Consider the following 16,565-nt stretch of genomic DNA (forward strand, 5'->3'; position numbering starts at 1 on the left):
GTTCCCCTACCCCGCAGGAGGGAGGGAGGAAGAAGATCAACTCAACTCCGCTTGGGCAAGGCGTAGGCGATGACGTAATCGCCCTCGGGCGTTTCCATGAAGTGATGGCCGGCGGCGACGATCACCAGATACTGGCGGCCGTTCTGCTCATAGATCATCGGGTTGGCCTGGCCGCCTGCGGGCAGGACATCGGACCAGACGGTCTTGCCTGTCTCGATGTCGATGGCGCGAATCAGGTCGTCGGTCGCTGCGGCGATGAAGATCAGGCCGCCCGCCGTGACCACCGAGCCGCCGTTGTTCGGCGTGCCGATTTCCAGCGGCAGCATCGAGGGGATGCCGAACGGGCCGTTCTTGCGAGCCGTGCCGAACGGACGGTCCCACAGAGTCTTGCCGCTCTGCACGTCGATGGCGCGGATCCCGCCATAGGGCGGCTCCTTGCACAGCAGGCCGGTGAAGGGCATCCGCCAACCGGCGTTGACGTCGATCGCATAGGGCACGCCCATCTGCGGATCGCCCGCGCCCTCGGCCTTCGCGCCCTCGCCGGTCGTTTCTTCCTGATAGCGGGGGTCGTCGCGCGGGAACCAGCCCAGCTTGTTCGCCTCGGCGCGGGGCACCAGACGGTTGTAGTTGGGCATGTCGTTATAGTTGGCGATGATCACGCCGCGACGCGGATCCAGAGCCACGCTGCCCCAGTCCGAACCGCCGTTGTAGCCCGGATATTCGATAAAGCGACGGTCGGCGGTCGGGGGCGTAAACTGGCCCTGGTACGACGCCTTCTTGAACTGGATACGGCAGATCATCTGATCGATCGGCGACATGCCCCACATGTCAACTTCGCGCAGGTCAGGCTTGGCCAGGGTGTTGAACAGCGAATAGGGCTGGGTCGCCGCACGCTGCGCCGGTTCGACGCCGCCGCGCGGGGCCGGACGATCCTGCACGCCATGCAGGGGCTGGCCCGTGCGGCGATCCAGCACGAAGATTTCGCCGCGCTTGGACGGCAGGATCACCGCAGGCGTCACGCCACCTGCGGTCGGCATGTCGACCAGCGTCACCTGCGAACCCAGGTCATAGTCCCAGACGTCGCGGCGAACGGTCTGATAGCTCCAGCGCGGCTTGCCGGTCGTGACGTCCAGCGCGACCAAGGCGCTGGAATACTGGTTCTCCTGGGGCCGGCGCAGCGACGAATAGTAGTCGGCGGCCGAGTTGCCCATCGGCAGATAGACCAGGCCCAAAGCTTCGTCGCCCGTCGCCGTCGTCCACATGTTCGGCGTGCCCGGCGTATAGGTCTGACCGGCCGGCGGAGCGGTGGTGATGTCGGGACGCATCATGTCCCAGGCGAAGCGCAGCTGACCCGTGACGACGTCATAGCCCTGGATGACGCCCGAGGCGTTCCACCGTTTCTGGCCGTCCAGAACCTGATGGCCCGTGACGATGACGCCGCGCACGACGACGGGCGGCGATGTGATCGACACCATGCCGGGATAGGGATTGCCCATCCCTTCCTTGATGCTGACGGCGCCGTTGGTTCCGAAGGCGGGGCAAGGCACGCCGGTGCGCGCATCGACTGCGATGATGCGGCCGTCCAGCGTGCCTTCGATGATGCGCGTCGCGCAGGGCTGGGCCTGATCGACGTTGGGCGCGGCGTAGTAGGTGACGCCCCGGCAGGCGGCGGTGTAGGGGATCTGCTCGTCCGCCACCTTGGGATCATAGGCCCACTTCTGCCGACCAGTGTTGGCGTCCAGGGCGAACATCTTGTTGCGACCCGAGCAGAGATAAACGGTGTCTGCGATCTTCAGCGGCGTGGTCTCGGCGCCGAACCGTTCGCCGGGCAGGTCGCCGGTGCGGAAGGTCCAGGCCCGCTCCAGCTGCCCGACGTTGGTCTTGTTGATCTGGTTCAGCGGCGAATAGCGCTGGGCCGCGTCCGATCCGCCATAGGCGGGCCAGTCCAGGCCGGCCTTGATCAGGGCGGGATCGCCGAACGGTCCCCGCGCGCCGGGCACCGGGCTATCGACGCCGGGCGCGTTGATCTGACCGACCACCAGGCCGAACACGACCGTCAGCACCGCCAGCCCAAGCGCGCCGAAGCCCGCCGTCTTGCCGCCGCCGCGCGACCGCAGCACCGGCAGCGTCGCCAGCACCAGGAACATCAGCACCAACGGTCCGACCAGGCGCGGGATCATGGCCCAGCCGTTCAGGCCCTTCTCCCACAGCGCCCAGATCACCGTGGCGACGAAAACCGCGCCATAGAGCCAAGCCCCGCGCACGTCGCGATAGACCAGCAGAAGGCCCGACACGATCAGCGCCAGGCCTGCAATCAGGTAGTACCAGGAGCCGCCCAGCATCGCGAGCTGAACGCCGCCGACCGTCAACACCAAACCGATCACGGCCAGCAGGACCCCAAGAAGCAACGTCAGCCATCCCCCAAGGCCGGTCGGGGTTGTCCATCGGGGCATAGGCGCACTCGCTGTGGTCTGCTGAAATCAGTCCTTCGAACGCCTCGAGACTGCGCCGGTTCCTATTGTCGCACCCCTGGAACAAAATCCTGTTGCGGCGCAAACGGCCAACATCAGCAACTTTTGACGACGAAACGCGTCCGATTGGATGATTTATTCTTTTTGTTTCGCTGAGAACGCCTCGTGGCAATAATATTTGCCTCTAACGCGTCGTTTGCGGCATATGCGAGATATGCATAAGACCCTGAAGCAAGGCGGGACATTCGTCGTCGAACCCCGCCGCCTGTCCAAGGCCTCGGCCGAACTGCGCGCACGCGGTTTCGGCGAGATCACGATTCCGCCCTCGACCGAGACGGCCGAGAAACAGGCGTCGCGCTGCACCGACTGCGGCGTGCCCTTCTGCCAGAACGCCTGCCCGCTTCAGAACAACATCCCCGACTGGCTGCGCCTTTCGGCCGAGAACGAGCCGCGCGAGGCCTGGCGCGTCGCGTCCCTGACCTCGACCATGCCCGAAATCTGCGGTCGTATCTGTCCGCAGGACCGACTGTGCGAGGGGTCGTGCACATTGAACCAGTCCGGCTGGGACGCTGTGACCATCGGCTCGGTCGAGGCCTGGCTGGGCGACCAGGCCTTCGCCAACGGCTGGGTCGAACCCATTCGCCCGGCGGCGGAACGCGGCGAAACGGTCGGCATCGTCGGCGCCGGCCCGGCCGGTCTGGCGGCTGCAGACCGCCTGCGCTGCGAGGGCTATCAGGTCACGATTTATGATCGCCACGACCGCGCCGGCGGCCTGTTGATCTACGGCATCCCCGGCTTCAAGCTGGAAAAGCACGTCGTGCAGCGTCGCGTGGACCGATTGATCGACGGCGGCGTCCAGTTCGTGCTGGGCTGCGAGGTCGGCAAGGACGTGACCCTGACCGAGCTGCGCGACAAGCATGACGTCGTCCTGCTGGCTATGGGCGTCTATCAGCCGCGCATCCTGTCCGCTCCCGGTCGCGGGCCGGATTCGACCGTCGCCGCCCTGTCCTATCTGACCCATCAGAACCGGCGCGACCTGGGTGACGCCGAACAGGACGGCTGGCACGAGGCGCGCGGCAAGCGGGTCGTCGTCATCGGCGGCGGCGACACCGCCATGGACTGCGTCCGCACCGCCGTCCGGCAAGGCGCGGCCAGCGTCACCTGCCTGTATCGTCGCGACCGCGAGAACATGCCGGGCTCGGCCCGCGAGGTCGTCAACGCCGAGGAAGAGGGCGTCGTCTTCGAATGGCTGGCCGCGCCCAAGGCCCTGCTATCGCAAGGCGACAAGGTTACGGGCGTGCGCGCCGCGCGCATGCAACTGACCGAGGCCGCTCCCGGCCAGCGTCGCGACATCGTGCCCGTGCCCGGCGCCGACTTCGACGTGCCGGCCGACATCGTCATCGAGGCCCTGGGCTTCTCGCCCGAGCCGTTCGCGGCGCATGAGCCCGACCTGCGCCTGCGCGACGACGGCACCATCAAGGTCGGCTCCATCAGCTTCGCCACCAGCCTGCCCGGCGTCTTCGCCGCCGGTGACGCGGTGCGCGGCGCCTCCCTGGTCGTCTGGGCCGTCCGCGAGGGCCAGGACGCCGCCGCCGAGATCGACCGCTACTTCAAGACCCGCACCGAGGAGGTCGCGGCATGACCGATTGGCTGAACAAGTACCAAGAGACCCGTAACCGGCTGGAAGCCGGCAACGCTTATGACCGCGCCTCCGAGCGCGACGCCTGCGGCGTCGGCCTGGTCTGTTCCATCGACGGCACCCCCCGCCGTGACGTGGTCGAATATGCGATCCGCAGCCTGAAGGCCGTGGCCCACCGCGGCGCGGTCGATCCCGACGGCCTGTCGGGCGACGGCGCCGGCATCATGGCGGAGTTGCCCCAAGGCTTCTTCGCCGAACAGGTGGCCTCCATCGGCCAGTCCCTGCGTCCTGGGCCCATCTGCGTCGGCCAGGTCTTCCTGCCGCGCACCGACCTGGGCGCCCAGGACCGCGCCCGCGCCATCGTCGAGACCGAGGCCCTGCGCGGAGGCTTCTGGATCTACGGCTGGCGTCAGACGCCCATCGACCTGTCGGTCGTCGGGACCAAGGCCGGCGCGACCCGGCCCGAGATCGAACAGATCATGCTGGCCCCGCCGCTGGACGACGCGGGCCAACCGCTGGACGGCGAGGCGCTGGAGCGCGAACTGTATCTGTGCCGCCGCCGCATCGAAAAGACGGTCAAGACCGAGAACCTGGCCGGCGTCTATATCTGCACCCTGTCCGCACGCTCCATCGCCTACAAGGGCATGGTGCGGGCCGAACTGCTGGGCGACCTGTATCCCGATCTTGAGGACCCGCGCTTCGTCTCGGCCTACGCGGTCTTCCACCAGCGCTATTCGACCAACACCTTCCCGGAATGGAAGCTGGCCCAGCCCTTCCGGATGATGGCCCACAACGGCGAAATCAACACGCTGAAGGGCAATCTGAACTGGATGAAGTCGCACGAGATCCGCATGGCGGCCGGCGCCTTTGGCGACCGCGACGGCGAGGTCAAGCCGGTGGTCCAGCCGGGCGGATCGGACTCCGCCGCCCTGGACAATGTCATGGAGGTGCTGGTCCACGCCGGTCGCCCTGCGCCGATGGCCAAGGCCCTGCTGATCCCCGAGGCCTGGGCCAAGGACGACGTGGTCATGCCGCCCGAACACCGGGCCTTCTACGCCTATTGCAATGCGGTGATGGAGCCGTGGGACGGCCCGGCCGCCATCTGCGCCGCCGACGGCCGCTGGATCGTGGCGGGCAAGGACAGGAACGGCCTGCGTCCCTTGCGCGCCGTCGAGACCGTCGATGGTCTGCTGATGGCGGGCTCGGAAGCCGGTCTGGTGCCGATCCCCGAGAGCCGGGTGAAGCGCCGCCTGCACATCGGCCCCGGCAAGCTGATCGCCGTCGATATGAAGCACGGCCGCGTCTATGACGAACATGAGGCCGTCGACGCCCTGGCCGCCGCCCACCCCTACGAGGCGTGGCTGGACAATATGGTCGATCTGGAGCCGATCATCGGCCCTGGACCCGAACCGCGCTCGGCCTCGGGCGAGGCCTTGACCCGCCGCCAGATCGCTGCCGGCTACAGCCGCGAGGATCTGGACCTGCTGCTGGACGCCCTGGTGCGCGATGGCAAGGAGGCGGTCGGTTCGATGGGCGACGACGCCCCGCCCGCCGTGCTGTCGGCCCTGCCCCGCCCGCTGTCGCACTACTTCCGCCAGAACTTCAGCCAGGTCACCAACCCGCCCATCGACCCGCTGCGCGAAGCGGGCGCCATGAGCCTGAAGACCCGGTTCAAGAACCTGGGCAACATCCTGGCCGAGGAAGAGGCCCAGACCGACGTCTTCGTGCTGGACAGCCCGGTCCTGACCAACGGCATGTACGAACGGATGGTCGACACGGTCGGCGCCGGTTCGACCGTGGTCATCGACTGCAGCTACGCCCTGCCGTCCGACGACGCCAAGGAAGCCTACAGGCCTGGCGCCGGCCTTCGCGCCGCGCTGGACCGCATCATGGACGAGGCCGAAGCCGCCGCCCGCCACGGCGCCGCCCTGATCGTGCTGACCGACCAGGCCGGCTCGGCGGATCGTCTGGCCGCGCCGATGATCCTGGCCACCGCCGGGGTCCACGGCCGCCTGACCAAGGCGGGCCTGCGCTCCTACTGCTCGATCGTGGTCCGCACCGCCGAGACGCTGGATCCGCACGGATTCGCGGTCCTGGTCGGGGTCGGCGCCACCACCGTCAACGCCTGGCTGGCCCAGGACCTGTTCCAGGAGCGTCTGGATCGGGGCCTGTATCCCGGCCTGACGCTGCGCGACGCCTGTCTGAACTACAAGGCCGGCATCGAGGCGGGCCTGCTGAAGACCCTGGCGCGCAAGGGGATCAGCGTCATCTCCGCCTATCGCGGCGGATGCGAGTTCGAGGTGCTGGGTCTGTCGCGCGCCCTGACCGCCGAATTCTTCCCCGGCGCCCCGTCGCGCATCTCCGGCATCGGCCTGGCCGGTCTGGAACAGGCGGCGATGAAGCGGCACCGCATGGCCTGGGGCGAGGCCGTGCCGTCGCCCGCCATCGGCGGCTTCTTCAAGATCCGTTCGGGCGGAGAGGCCCACGCCCACGAGGCCAAGACCATCCACCTGCTGCAGGACGCCTGCAACCGGGGCGACTATCGCCGCTTCAAGCAGTTCTCCGAGGTCGTTCGCGCCCAGGCCGACCTGTCCCTGCGCGATTTGCTGGACTTCCGCGAAGGCACGCCCATTCCGCTGGACCAGGTCGAGAGCGTGTCGGACATCCGCCGCCGCTTCCTGACCCAGGCCATGTCGCTGGGCGCGCTCGGCCCGGAGGCGCACGAGACGCTGAACATCGCCATGAACCGCATCGGCGCCCGCTCGGTCTCGGGCGAGGGCGGCGAGGATCCGGAACGGTATCACCCGCGCCCGAACGGCGACGACGCCAACTCGGCGGTCAAGCAAGTGGCCTCGGGCCGGTTCGGCGTCACGGCCGAATATCTGAACCAGTGCCGCGAGATCGAGATCAAGGTGGCGCAAGGCGCCAAGCCCGGCGAGGGCGGCCAGCTGCCCGGCTTTAAGGTCACGGAATTCATCGCCCGGATGCGCCATGCCGTGCCCGGCACGACCCTGATTTCCCCGCCCCCGCACCACGACATCTATTCGATCGAGGATCTGGCTCAGCTCATCTACGACCTGAAGGCCATCAATCCCGATGCGCGGGTGACGGTGAAGCTGGTGTCCGCCTCGGGCATCGGCGCCATCGCCTCGGGGGTGGCCAAGGCCAACGCCGACGCCATCCTGATCGCCGGCCACAACGGCGGCACTGGCGCCTCGCCCCAGACCTCGATCAAACACGCCGGCCTGCCGTGGGAGATCGGCCTGGCCGAGGCCCATCAGGTGCTGACGCTGAACAATCTGCGCGGCTCGGTCACACTGAGGACCGACGGGGGCGTCCGCACCGGCCGTGACGTGGTCATCGCCGCCATGCTGGGGGCCGAGGAATACGGCGTCGGCACCGCCGCCCTGATCGCCATGGGCTGTCTGATGGTGAGGCAGTGCCATTCCAACACCTGTCCCGTCGGCGTCTGCTCCCAGGACGAGCGGCTGCGCGACAAGTTCACCGGCACGCCTGACAAGGTGGTGAACCTGTTCACCTTCATCGCCGAGGAGACGCGCGAGATCCTGGCGTCGATCGGCGCGCGCACGATGGACGAGATCATCGGCCGCACAGACCTGCTGCGTCAGGTCCGGCGCGGCGGCTCGCACCTGGACGACCTGGATCTGAACCCGCTGCTGGTTCAGGTGGACGAGGGCGCGGCCGGCAAATGGGCCGACAAGACGACGCGCAAGCCCATCGCCGACAGCCTGGACGCCGCCGTGCTGAAGGACGCCGTGCGCTTCCTGGATCGCGGCCAGACGCTGGAGCTGTCCTATCCGCTGAACAACACCCAGCGCACGGTCGGCGCGGCCCTGTCCTCGGCCATCGTGCGGCGCTTCGGCGCGCAAGGGCCGGCCGGTCGTCTGAAGCTGCGGCTGGAAGGCATCGCGGGCCAAAGCTTCGGCGCCTTTGCAGCCAAGGGTCTGGAACTGCACCTGACCGGCGAGGCCAACGACTATGTCGGCAAGGGGCTGTCGGGCGCCGAAATCTCGATCCGCACGCCCGAATGGCGCGAGGATCAGCTGATCTGCGGCAACACCACCCTGTATGGCGCGACCTCGGGCCGTCTGTTCGTCGCCGGTGCGGCGGGCGAGCGGTTTGCGGTCAGAAACTCCGGCGCCGAGGCCGTGGTCGAGGGTCTGGGCGCGCACGGCTGCGAATATATGACCGGCGGGCGCGTGGTCGTCCTGGGCTCGGTCGGCTGGAACCTGGCGGCGGGCATGAGCGGCGGCGAGCTGTTCGTGCTGGACCAGCCGGGCCATGCCGAGCGCGCCCTGAACGGCGACCTGTCGGGCGTGACCGACATGGACGCACAGGCGGCCGATCGACTGAAGGGCCTGATCGAGGCCCATCTGGCCGCGACGGCCTCGCCCCTGGCGCGGCGTCTGCTGGCGGATTGGGACAGCAGTCTGAACCGCTTCGTCCGCATCGTGCCCCTGACCGACATCGTCGCCCGCACGGAACGCCTGAAGACCTCCGCCTGACACCGAACCGCCTGCCTCAGAAAGCCGCCATGACCCGATCCGCCGCCCTCGCCGTCACGCTCGTCGCCGGGGCGGCGACCTTCGCCTCACCGGCCCTGGCGGCCCCAACCCTGGTGGCCCCGGCCCTGCTGGCGCATCAGGCGCCGCTGGCCATCGATACGGCGGCGACGGCCTGGATCCTGACCTCGACGGCGCTGGTGCTGCTGATGACCCTGCCGGGTCTGGCGCTGTTCTACGGCGGCATGGTCAGGAAGAAGAACATCATCAGCGTCGTCGCCCAGTCGGCGGCGGCCTTCGCCATCGTCTCGGTGCTGTGGTTCCTGGTCGGCTACAGCCTGTCGTTCGGCAAGGGACCGGACGCGATCAACGGCTTCATCGGCGGGGTACAGGCCGCCTTCCTGAACGGCGTGACGGCCCAGACGTCCCACAGCCTGCTGCCCGGCCTACCCGAACTGCTGTTCGTCGCCTTCCAGATGACCTTCGCCATCATCACCCCAGCCCTGATCGCCGGCGCCTTCGCCGAGCGGATGAAGTTCTCGGCCAGCCTGCTGTTCTTCGGCCTGTGGCACCTGATCGTCTATGCGCCGATCTGTCATCAGGTCTGGGGCGGCGGCTATCTGGGCGGACTGGGCGTGCTCGACTTTGCGGGCGGCGCGGTCGTCCACGTCAACGCCGGTATCGCCGGCCTGGTCTGCGCCCTGATGCTGGGGCCGCGTCACGGCTTCGGGCGCGACAACATGGCCCCCGCCAACCTGGTCTATAGCGCCATCGGCACAGGCCTGCTGCTGGTCGGCTGGCTGGGCTTCAACGCGGGGTCAGCAGGCGCGGCGGACGCGCTGGCCGCCACGGCCGCCTTCAACACCATCTTGGCCGCCGGCAGCGCCGCTTTGGGCTGGATGACCGTCGAATGGTTCGACCGCAAGCGTCCGACCCTGCTGGGCCTGTTGTCGGGCGTCGTGGGCGGTCTGGTCGCCATCACTCCCGCCGCCGGTTTCGTCGATCCCAAGGGCGCCTTCTTCATCGGCCTGATCGGCGGCCCGGCCTGCTATGCGGGCGCGGTCTGGCTGAAGCACGCGCTGAAATACGATGACAGCCTGGACGCCTTCGGAGTTCACGGCGTCGGCGGCATCGTCGGCGCCCTGCTGACCGGCGTCTTCGCCACCACGACCGTCAACGCCCTTTCGGAGGGGACGACGGTGTGGAAACAGGCCGTCGGCCTGGTCGGCGTCATCGCCTGGAGCGCGGTGGGCACCTTCGTCGTCCTGATGATCTGCAAGTTCACCACGGGCCTGCGCGTCACCAAGGACGAAGAGGTCGAGGGGCTGGACTATACCCAGCACGGCGAGGCCATCCACTGACCCCACAGGCGCTGCCGGTTGATCCCGCCCTCGCCAGCCCCCATCTTCATCTGTGACGGACGGTCTTGCCGATTGCGGGAGACCGACCGCTCGGTCGCTGACGCAAGGACCCCAGATGACGACGACGCGCACCCTCCTGTTCGACAGCCCCTTTCTGCTGGGCTTTGACCATACCCGCGCCCTGATCGACCGCGCCGCCAAGGCCGCGGCCGAAAGCTATCCGCCCTACAATGTCGAACAGATCGGCGATGCGGGCGTCCGCATCAGCCTGGCCGTCGCCGGGTTTGCGCCGGACGAACTGGCCATCACCCTGGACGGCCGCCAGCTGACCATCGCCGGCAAACGCGACGACGCCGGCAGGGGCGAACAGGCCTTTCTGCACCGCGGCATCGCGGCGCGTGGCTTCGTTCGCAACTTCGTCCTGGCCGACGGGCTGGAGGTCGAGGGCGCCCGACTGGAGCACGGCCTGCTCCACGTCGACCTGATCCGGCCCGAGGCCGAGCGCCAGGTGCGGCGCATTCCAATTACGTCTGGGCCCATCACGGCCGGCTGAAAACCATAGCCATTCGAACCGCCCGGCGATCCGGGCGTTGTCAAATATGAAGGAGGCGGTCCTAATGACGCCGATGACGATGACCAAGGAAGACTTTGCCGGACTGGGCGCCCCCGACCTCGTGTATGTGCGCGAGATCAAGGCCTCGGACCTGCTTGAAGAGGCGGTCGAGATCAAGGACGTGGATCTGAACCCCGGCCAGATGCTGTATGCCGTCCACAGCGCCGACGGCGAGCGTCTGGCGGTCATGATCGACCGCGACACCGCCTTCGCCGCCGCCGTGGCGCACGAGCTGGAGCCGGTTTCCGTTCACTGATCTGATGGATGGCGGCGCGCAGGCGCCGCCGTTCATGACGCAGTTCAGGCCGCCGTCGCGGCCGTGGCGTCCTTGACGAAAAGGGCGCGGATCGCATCGGTCGTTCGCGCCTGTCTCAGTTGCTCACGCAGTTCAGGCGACCGCAGCGCGCGCGACACCGCCGCCAATGCGCGCAGATGCTCGGCGCCCGCCTTGGGCGGGGCGAACAGGCCGACGATCAGATCGACGGGCCGGTCGTCCACTGCATCATAGGCCACAGGCGTATCCAGTCGCACGAAAACGGCCGTCACCTTCTCGACCTCGGTGAGACGCGCGTGCGGCACCGCGACCCCGGATCCCAGCCCGGTCGATCCCAGCGTCTCGCGTTCCATCAAGGCGTCGAAAATACGGGCTTCGTCGAGGCCCAGCGCATGGGACGCCGCCTCCGCCAGCGCGTGAAGCGCCTGTCGCTTAGACGACGCGCCGCTGCGCAGCACCACGCCCTTGGGCGCGAGCAGATCACCGATGTCCATTACACAACCTCGATACACGCAGCAGACAACGGCGCGGCCGCCCGTTTAGAGACAACCGCGCCGAAGTCAAACTGAGGCTTTAGTTCACCGAACCGTTGGACTTGGCCGTCCGTTCGGGATCGATCCATCCCACATTGCCGTCCGGACGACGATAGACGACCGCGAGACCGCCGTGGGCTGCGTTGCGGAACAGCACGACCGGGTAGCCCGTCATGTCCAGCTCCAGCACAGCCCGTCCGACCGTGATGGTGCGGATTTCGTGCTCGGTCTCGGCGATTACCATGCCCACCGGCGGCGGGCCGTCGTTCTCGCCGGTGTCGCCGAAGACATCGTCTTCCACGCTGTCGGGATCACGCAGCACGATGCTGCGTGCGACTTCGCGGGCGGCGTTTTCGGTCTTCTCGGGCGACAGACCCTTGGGTCCGATGTGGTGGTCCTTGAGCCGGCGCTTGTAGCGGCGAACCCGCTTTTCGAGCCGATCCAGCGCCTCGGTGAAGGCCGAGTGGGCGTCGCCGCCCATTCCGGTCGTCACCAGGGTCTGGCCCGACGCGAGGCGGACCCAACAGTCCACCTTGAAGTTGTGGCCGTCCTTGGACACCACGACCTCGGCGTCTTCACCGCCTCGGGCGAAGTATTTTCCAACCCCGTCTTCGAGTTCCTGGGAGATGCGCGAGCCTAACGCTTCGCCGACATCCACTTGCTTGCCGCTGACTTGGACTTGCATGCCGATAGAACGCGCCCGACCCGATTTGGTGTCAATCCAGATCACCGATTTGTGGTCACGCTTGGCTGTGGATGTCAGCCGGTCTTCATCATCCGGCGGCGCTCGACCGAGGACGGAATCCTCAAGGCTTCCCGATATTTGGCCACGGTGCGGCGGGCGATGTCGATGCCCGTTTCCTTCAGGATTTCGACGATCCGGTCGTCGGACAAAACGTCACCTTCAACCCCCTCGCCGTCGATCATGGATTTGATCTTGTGACGGACGGCTTCGGCCGAATGGGTCGATGCCCCGTCCACCGACTGGATGGCGGCGGTGAAGAAGAATTTCAGCTCGAACACGCCCCGCGGCGTGGCGATATATTTGTTCGAGGTGACGCGGCTGACGGTCGATTCGTGCATGCCGATGGCGTCGGCGACGGTCTTCAGATTGAGCGGCCTCAGGAACTCGACGCCGAAGGCGAGGAAGGCGTCCTGCTGGCGCACGATCTCGGATGAGACCTTCAGAATGGTCTTGGCCCGCTGATCCAGCGACTTGACCAGCCAGTTGGCCTGGGCGGCGCAGTCGGCGACGAAGGTCTTTTCGGTGTCCGATCGCGCGCCGGCCTGAACCAGGCCGTGATAGCGCTTGTCGACCAACAGGCGCGGCAGGGTGTCGGCGTTCAGCTCAACCCGCCAGCCGCCGGCGGGGTCCGGCCTCACATGCACGTCGGGCACGACCGTCTGCGCCGGCTCGCCGCCGAAGCCTGCGCCCGGACGCGGCGTCAGCGCCCGCAGTTCGGCGATCATGTCGGTCAGATCCTCGCCATCGACCTCGCAGACGCGGCGCAGGCCCGCCAGATCGCGCTTGGCCAGCAGGTCCAGATTGTCCAGCAGCGCCGCCATCGCCGGATCGAACCGATTGCGCTCGATCAGCTGCAGCTTCAGGCATTCCGGCACCGACCGCGCCATGATCCCGGTCGGCTCGAAGCCGTGACAGACGCTCAGCACCGCCTCGATCCGCTCCAGCGGCACGCCCAGCCGGTCGGCGAATTCGGTCAGTTCCCCCCGCAGATAACCGCCCTCGTCGGTCGCATCGATCAGGGTCAGGGCGATGCCGTGGTCGGCCGGCGACAGGCCCGCGCTCGACGCCTGGGCCTGAAGATGTTCCCACAGGGTCAACTCGTGCGCGTCGGGCCGCTCGCCCTCGCCCTCGAACATCTGGCCGCCCTTGCCGGCGCTGGACCAGTCCGACAGACCCGGCTGGGCCTCGTCGGTCATCCGGTCGCTGGTGCGCTCGCCCGGGGCGGCGTCGCCGTAGACATCGTCGGAACCGGCGTCCATCGAGGACGCCGCTGCGTCCGCGACGCCGTCGCCGAACGACATTTCGCTATCCGAGGCCGCCTCGACGCGCTCGACCGGTTCGTGCGTCTCGCCTTCCGGTTCCTCGCGTTGCAGCAGCGGATTGCGTTCCAGTTCGGCCTCGACGAAGTCCTCCAGCTCGAGGTTCGACAGTTGCAGCAGCTTGATCGCCTGCTGCAGCTGGGGCGTGATGACCAGCCCCTGCCCCTGCCTGACCTCTAACCTTTGCCCGATCACGTCCGAAATCTTCCCGCCCGGCCGCCGAGTGGCCCGGAACTTGCTGGGACAGAATGTCGCCGAACCGGTTAACGCGAGACGAACGCGCTCTTCGTCTCCTCCCCATTTCATGGGGAGGTGGCGCGGCGCTTCCTTCAAGCGCCGTGACGGAGGGGGTCTTCACCGCATCACTAGCGCCGGTAGGGACTCAAAGAACCCCTCCACCACGCTGCGCGCGGTCCCCCTCCCCGCTTCGCAGGGAGGAGACGCTCATCGTCAGATGTAGTTTTCGCCCAGATAGACACGGCGCACTTCGGCGTCGTGGATCGCCTCGTCGGACGTGCCTTCGAACAGCACCGCGCCGTTCGAGATGATCGACACCCGGTCGGTGATGTCCAGGGTCTCGCGCACATTGTGGTCGGTGATCAGCACGCCAATGCCCTGGCTGGCCAGATAGCGGATCACGGTGCGGATATCGGCGATGGCCAGGGGGTCGATGCCGGCGAAGGGTTCGTCCAGCAGCATGAAGGACGGCCGTCCGGCCAGCGCCCGCGCGATCTCCACTCGCCGACGCTCGCCGCCCGACAGCGCCGTGGCCCGCGCATGGCGCAGATGGTCGATGTGCAGTTCGTTCAGCAGCCGGTCGGTCTCGGCGCGGATCTGGTCGCGCGGATAGTTCAGCTCGACCACCGCCTTGACGTTCTGCTCGACCGTCATGCCGCGAAAGATCGAGGCTTCCTGCGCCAGATAACCCAGGCCCATGCGGCTGCGCTGATACATCGGCTGGCCGGTGATGTTCTCGCCGTCCAGCCAGATCGCGCCCGAATCCGGTGGGATCAGGCCGGTGATCATGTAGAAGCAGGTGGTCTTGCCCGCGCCGTTCGGGCCAAGCAGGCCCGCGACCTCGCCGCGCTGGACCGTCAGGGACACGTCGCGCACGACCTGACGCTGGCCGAACGACCGCGCCAGGTTCATCACCCGCAGGCCCTTTTCCGCAGGCGCGGGCGCCACGGCGGCCGGCTGCGGCCGCTCGTCCAGGTTCAGGGCTGACAGTTCCTTGCGCGCCAAATGCTCAGGTCCGTGACGGCCAGACGGCCTCAGTTCGAGTTGGGATAGAAGACGCCCTGCACGCGGCTTCCGGCGGCGCCGCGCGGCGCGCCGTCCATGCGGGCGGTCTCGGTGTTGATGTTGTAGACCAGGCGCGAGCCGGTCAGGACGTTCTTGCCCTGGGTCAGGATGACGTTGCCCGTCACCACGATCTCACCATTGCCCAGATTATAGACGGCGCGGTCGCCGCGCATCGACTGGTCGGGCGTCACGAAATAGACGGTGCCGCTGGCCTCGGCGCGTTGCAGATCGCCGCCCTCGCCGCTGACCAGGGTCAGGGTGTCGGCGCGAAAGCGGTTGCCGCCCTGCGTCGCCTCGGCCCGGCCGCGCAGGATGATGCAGTTGGGCGCGTATTCGACCGAGTCCGCGCCATAGGCGACGGGCTGATTGGTCGCCTGAGCCTGGGCATCGACCAGGGCCGGCATGCCCACGACGGCCGCCGCCGCGACGACAGCCAGCGCCTTCGAAATCTTCGTCACGATCATCCGCCTGACCCCTTGGGCGTCAGAACGCCCTTCACCTTGTTGTCGCCTGCGCCGTCGAACACGACGCGCTGTCCCTGATCGTAGATCGCATAGGACGATGCGTTGATGGTTCCAATAGGGCCGGAACCCTGAACGCCCTTTGAACCGGTGACGTTTCCGGTCGAGGTGTCGACCACCGCCTCGGGCGTGGTCAGGACAAAGCCCGTGCCCCCGTCCGAAATGCGCACGTTTGGACCGATCGTCACCGTCTTCGCCTGCTCGTCATAGATGCCCCCGTCGGCGGTCAGTTCCGTGACCTTGCGTCCGCCCAGGTTCAGCTTCAGCGCCGGGCCGATCAGTTTGAACTTGCCGGTATTGGGATCGCGCACGGCGCCTTGCGCGCCGACGGTGAAGGCGCGGCCCTGCGCATCCTGCCCGTGGAACAGGGGCGCATCCAGGCGGACTTCCTGGCTCTGGCTGGCCTTGCGCTCCACCCCCGACATGACGGTGCGGAACACGGTCCAGGTCAGGGCGCCGCCCGCCAGCACCAGGATGACGATCGGCAGGACGCGGCGATAAAGCTTCACCCGCCGCGAGCGCGCGCGCCAGCGCGCGCCGGCCAGGGCGACCCTGGCCTCGTCGGCCTCGATGCGGGACTGTTCGCCGTGTTCGGTCAAGCGCGCCTCAGCTGTGGGCGAAGATGTCGGTCTCGTCCCAGCCGGCCAGGTCGAGCGCCGACCGCGTCGGCAGGAAGTCGAAACATTTGGCGGCCAAATCGGTTCGCCCTTCGCGCGCCAGCATCATGTCCAGCTTGGCCTTGGCCGCGTGCAGATACAGGACGTCCGACGCCGCATAGTCCAGCTGCGCCTGGCTCAGCGTCTCGGCGCCCCAGTCCGAGGACTGCTGCGCCTTGGACAGGTCCACGCCCACCGTCTCGCGCACCACGTCCTTCAGCCCGTGCCGGTCAGTATAGGTGCGCGCCAGCTTGGAGGCGATCTTGGTGCAATAGACCGGCCGCGTCTCGACGCCGAGGTGCAGCAGGAACATGCCGATGTCGAACCGGCCGAAGTGGAAGATCTTGGTCACCGCCGGATCGGTCAGCACCCGCTTCAGGTTCGGACAGTCATAGGCGGGCCGGTTCAGCCGCACGACATGGGCGTTTCCGTCGCCCGACGACAACTGCACCACGCACAGCGGATCGCGGCGAAAACGCAGGCCCATCGTCTCGGAATCGATGGCGACCTCGGACCCCAGGTCCAGATCGTCGGGCAGGTCGCCCTCATGCAGGTAAACGGTCATGCTCAGGCTCTTACACGGCGAACGCGGCGCGCGAAACGGCCTA

The 16,565-nt window shown here is 67.6% G+C and carries 13 protein-coding genes; 5 read left to right on the plus strand and 8 right to left on the minus strand.

All coding sequences use genetic code 11. The annotated features are described in order from the left end of the window. Nucleotides 1-41 precede the first annotated feature (41 nt). A complete protein-coding gene (locus QRN13_RS03770) occupies nucleotides 42-2,453 on the minus strand; it encodes a membrane-bound PQQ-dependent dehydrogenase, glucose/quinate/shikimate family (RefSeq protein WP_284876903.1) in 2,412 nt (803 codons plus the stop codon). Nucleotides 2,454-2,685: 232 nt separating this feature from the next. On the opposite strand from QRN13_RS03770, the gene QRN13_RS03775 reads away from it, so the two are divergent. The 5 genes from QRN13_RS03775 (at nucleotide 2,686) to QRN13_RS03795 (ending at nucleotide 10,863) form a co-directional block, all read left to right on the plus strand. Continuing rightward, entirely contained in the window at nucleotides 2,686-4,113 is a 1,428-nt protein-coding gene (locus tag QRN13_RS03775) for an NAD(P)-dependent oxidoreductase (protein WP_284876904.1), read from the plus strand. After that, entirely contained in the window at nucleotides 4,110-8,636 is a 4,527-nt protein-coding gene (gltB, locus tag QRN13_RS03780; protein WP_284876905.1) for a glutamate synthase large subunit, read from the plus strand. Before QRN13_RS03775 ends, gltB begins: the two co-directional genes overlap by 4 nt. Before the next feature lie 29 nt (nucleotides 8,637-8,665). Further along, entirely contained in the window at nucleotides 8,666-9,994 is a 1,329-nt protein-coding gene (locus QRN13_RS03785; protein WP_284876906.1) for an ammonium transporter, read from the plus strand. A 115-nt stretch (nucleotides 9,995-10,109) separates the two neighbouring features. Next, nucleotides 10,110-10,547 (plus strand): Hsp20 family protein, encoded by a 438-nt coding sequence (locus QRN13_RS03790; RefSeq protein WP_091749944.1) that lies wholly within the window; start codon nucleotides 10,110-10,112, stop codon nucleotides 10,545-10,547. A 64-nt stretch (nucleotides 10,548-10,611) separates the two neighbouring features. After that, a complete protein-coding gene (locus QRN13_RS03795) occupies nucleotides 10,612-10,863 on the plus strand; it encodes a DUF1150 family protein (RefSeq protein WP_017506777.1) in 252 nt (83 codons plus the stop codon). A gap of 44 nt (nucleotides 10,864-10,907) precedes the next feature. Here the strand turns inward: QRN13_RS03795 and ptsN are convergent, their stop codons facing one another. From ptsN to QRN13_RS03830, 7 genes are all read right to left on the minus strand, one after another. Continuing rightward, a complete protein-coding gene (gene ptsN / locus QRN13_RS03800; RefSeq protein ID WP_039244754.1) occupies nucleotides 10,908-11,375 on the minus strand; it encodes a PTS IIA-like nitrogen regulatory protein PtsN in 468 nt (155 codons plus the stop codon). A gap of 79 nt (nucleotides 11,376-11,454) precedes the next feature. Then, a complete protein-coding gene (hpf, locus tag QRN13_RS03805; RefSeq protein ID WP_055754032.1) occupies nucleotides 11,455-12,099 on the minus strand; it encodes a ribosome hibernation-promoting factor, HPF/YfiA family in 645 nt (214 codons plus the stop codon). Between the two features lie 74 nt (nucleotides 12,100-12,173). Next, nucleotides 12,174-13,673 (minus strand): RNA polymerase factor sigma-54, encoded by a 1,500-nt coding sequence (gene rpoN, locus QRN13_RS03810; protein WP_284876907.1) that lies wholly within the window; start codon nucleotides 13,671-13,673, stop codon nucleotides 12,174-12,176. 255 nt (nucleotides 13,674-13,928) lie between these two features. Continuing rightward, nucleotides 13,929-14,720 (minus strand): LPS export ABC transporter ATP-binding protein, encoded by a 792-nt coding sequence (gene lptB, locus QRN13_RS03815; RefSeq protein ID WP_174087076.1) that lies wholly within the window; start codon nucleotides 14,718-14,720, stop codon nucleotides 13,929-13,931. 29 nt (nucleotides 14,721-14,749) lie between these two features. After that, nucleotides 14,750-15,244, minus strand: a complete 495-nt coding sequence (locus tag QRN13_RS03820) for an LptA/OstA family protein (RefSeq protein WP_502868573.1) — start codon at nucleotides 15,242-15,244, stop codon at nucleotides 14,750-14,752. After that, nucleotides 15,241-15,900: an LPS export ABC transporter periplasmic protein LptC gene (gene lptC / locus QRN13_RS03825; protein WP_045809723.1), complete on the minus strand. Its 660-nt coding sequence runs from the start codon at nucleotides 15,898-15,900 to the stop codon at nucleotides 15,241-15,243. Before lptC ends, QRN13_RS03820 begins: the two co-directional genes overlap by 4 nt. A gap of 7 nt (nucleotides 15,901-15,907) precedes the next feature. Next, nucleotides 15,908-16,522 carry a ribonuclease D gene (locus QRN13_RS03830; RefSeq protein ID WP_284876909.1) on the minus strand — a complete coding sequence of 205 codons (615 nt, stop codon included), beginning with the start codon at nucleotides 16,520-16,522 and terminating at the stop codon, nucleotides 15,908-15,910. Nucleotides 16,523-16,565 lie beyond the last annotated feature (43 nt).

Source organism: Brevundimonas sp. MEB006b (assembly GCF_030209705.1).
In the GTDB taxonomy this organism is placed as follows: Bacteria; Pseudomonadota; Alphaproteobacteria; order Caulobacterales; family Caulobacteraceae; genus Brevundimonas.

Bases quoted from the DNA above. Each gene is read 5' to 3' on its own strand.
- QRN13_RS03770 (WP_284876903.1), bottom strand. From the start codon at position 2,453: ATGCCCCGATGGACAACCCCGACCGGCCTTGGGGGATGGCTGACGTTG.
- QRN13_RS03775 (WP_284876904.1), top strand. From the start codon at position 2,686: ATGCATAAGACCCTGAAGCAAGGCGGGACATTCGTCGTCGAACCCCGC.
- gltB (WP_284876905.1), top strand. From the start codon at position 4,110: ATGACCGATTGGCTGAACAAGTACCAAGAGACCCGTAACCGGCTGGAA.
- QRN13_RS03785 (WP_284876906.1), top strand. From the start codon at position 8,666: ATGACCCGATCCGCCGCCCTCGCCGTCACGCTCGTCGCCGGGGCGGCG.
- QRN13_RS03790 (WP_091749944.1), top strand. From the start codon at position 10,110: ATGACGACGACGCGCACCCTCCTGTTCGACAGCCCCTTTCTGCTGGGC.
- QRN13_RS03795 (WP_017506777.1), top strand. From the start codon at position 10,612: ATGACGCCGATGACGATGACCAAGGAAGACTTTGCCGGACTGGGCGCC.
- ptsN (WP_039244754.1), bottom strand. From the start codon at position 11,375: ATGGACATCGGTGATCTGCTCGCGCCCAAGGGCGTGGTGCTGCGCAGC.
- hpf (WP_055754032.1), bottom strand. From the start codon at position 12,099: ATGCAAGTCCAAGTCAGCGGCAAGCAAGTGGATGTCGGCGAAGCGTTA.
- QRN13_RS03820 (WP_502868573.1), bottom strand. From the start codon at position 15,244: ATGATCGTGACGAAGATTTCGAAGGCGCTGGCTGTCGTCGCGGCGGCG.
- QRN13_RS03830 (WP_284876909.1), bottom strand. From the start codon at position 16,522: ATGACCGTTTACCTGCATGAGGGCGACCTGCCCGACGATCTGGACCTG.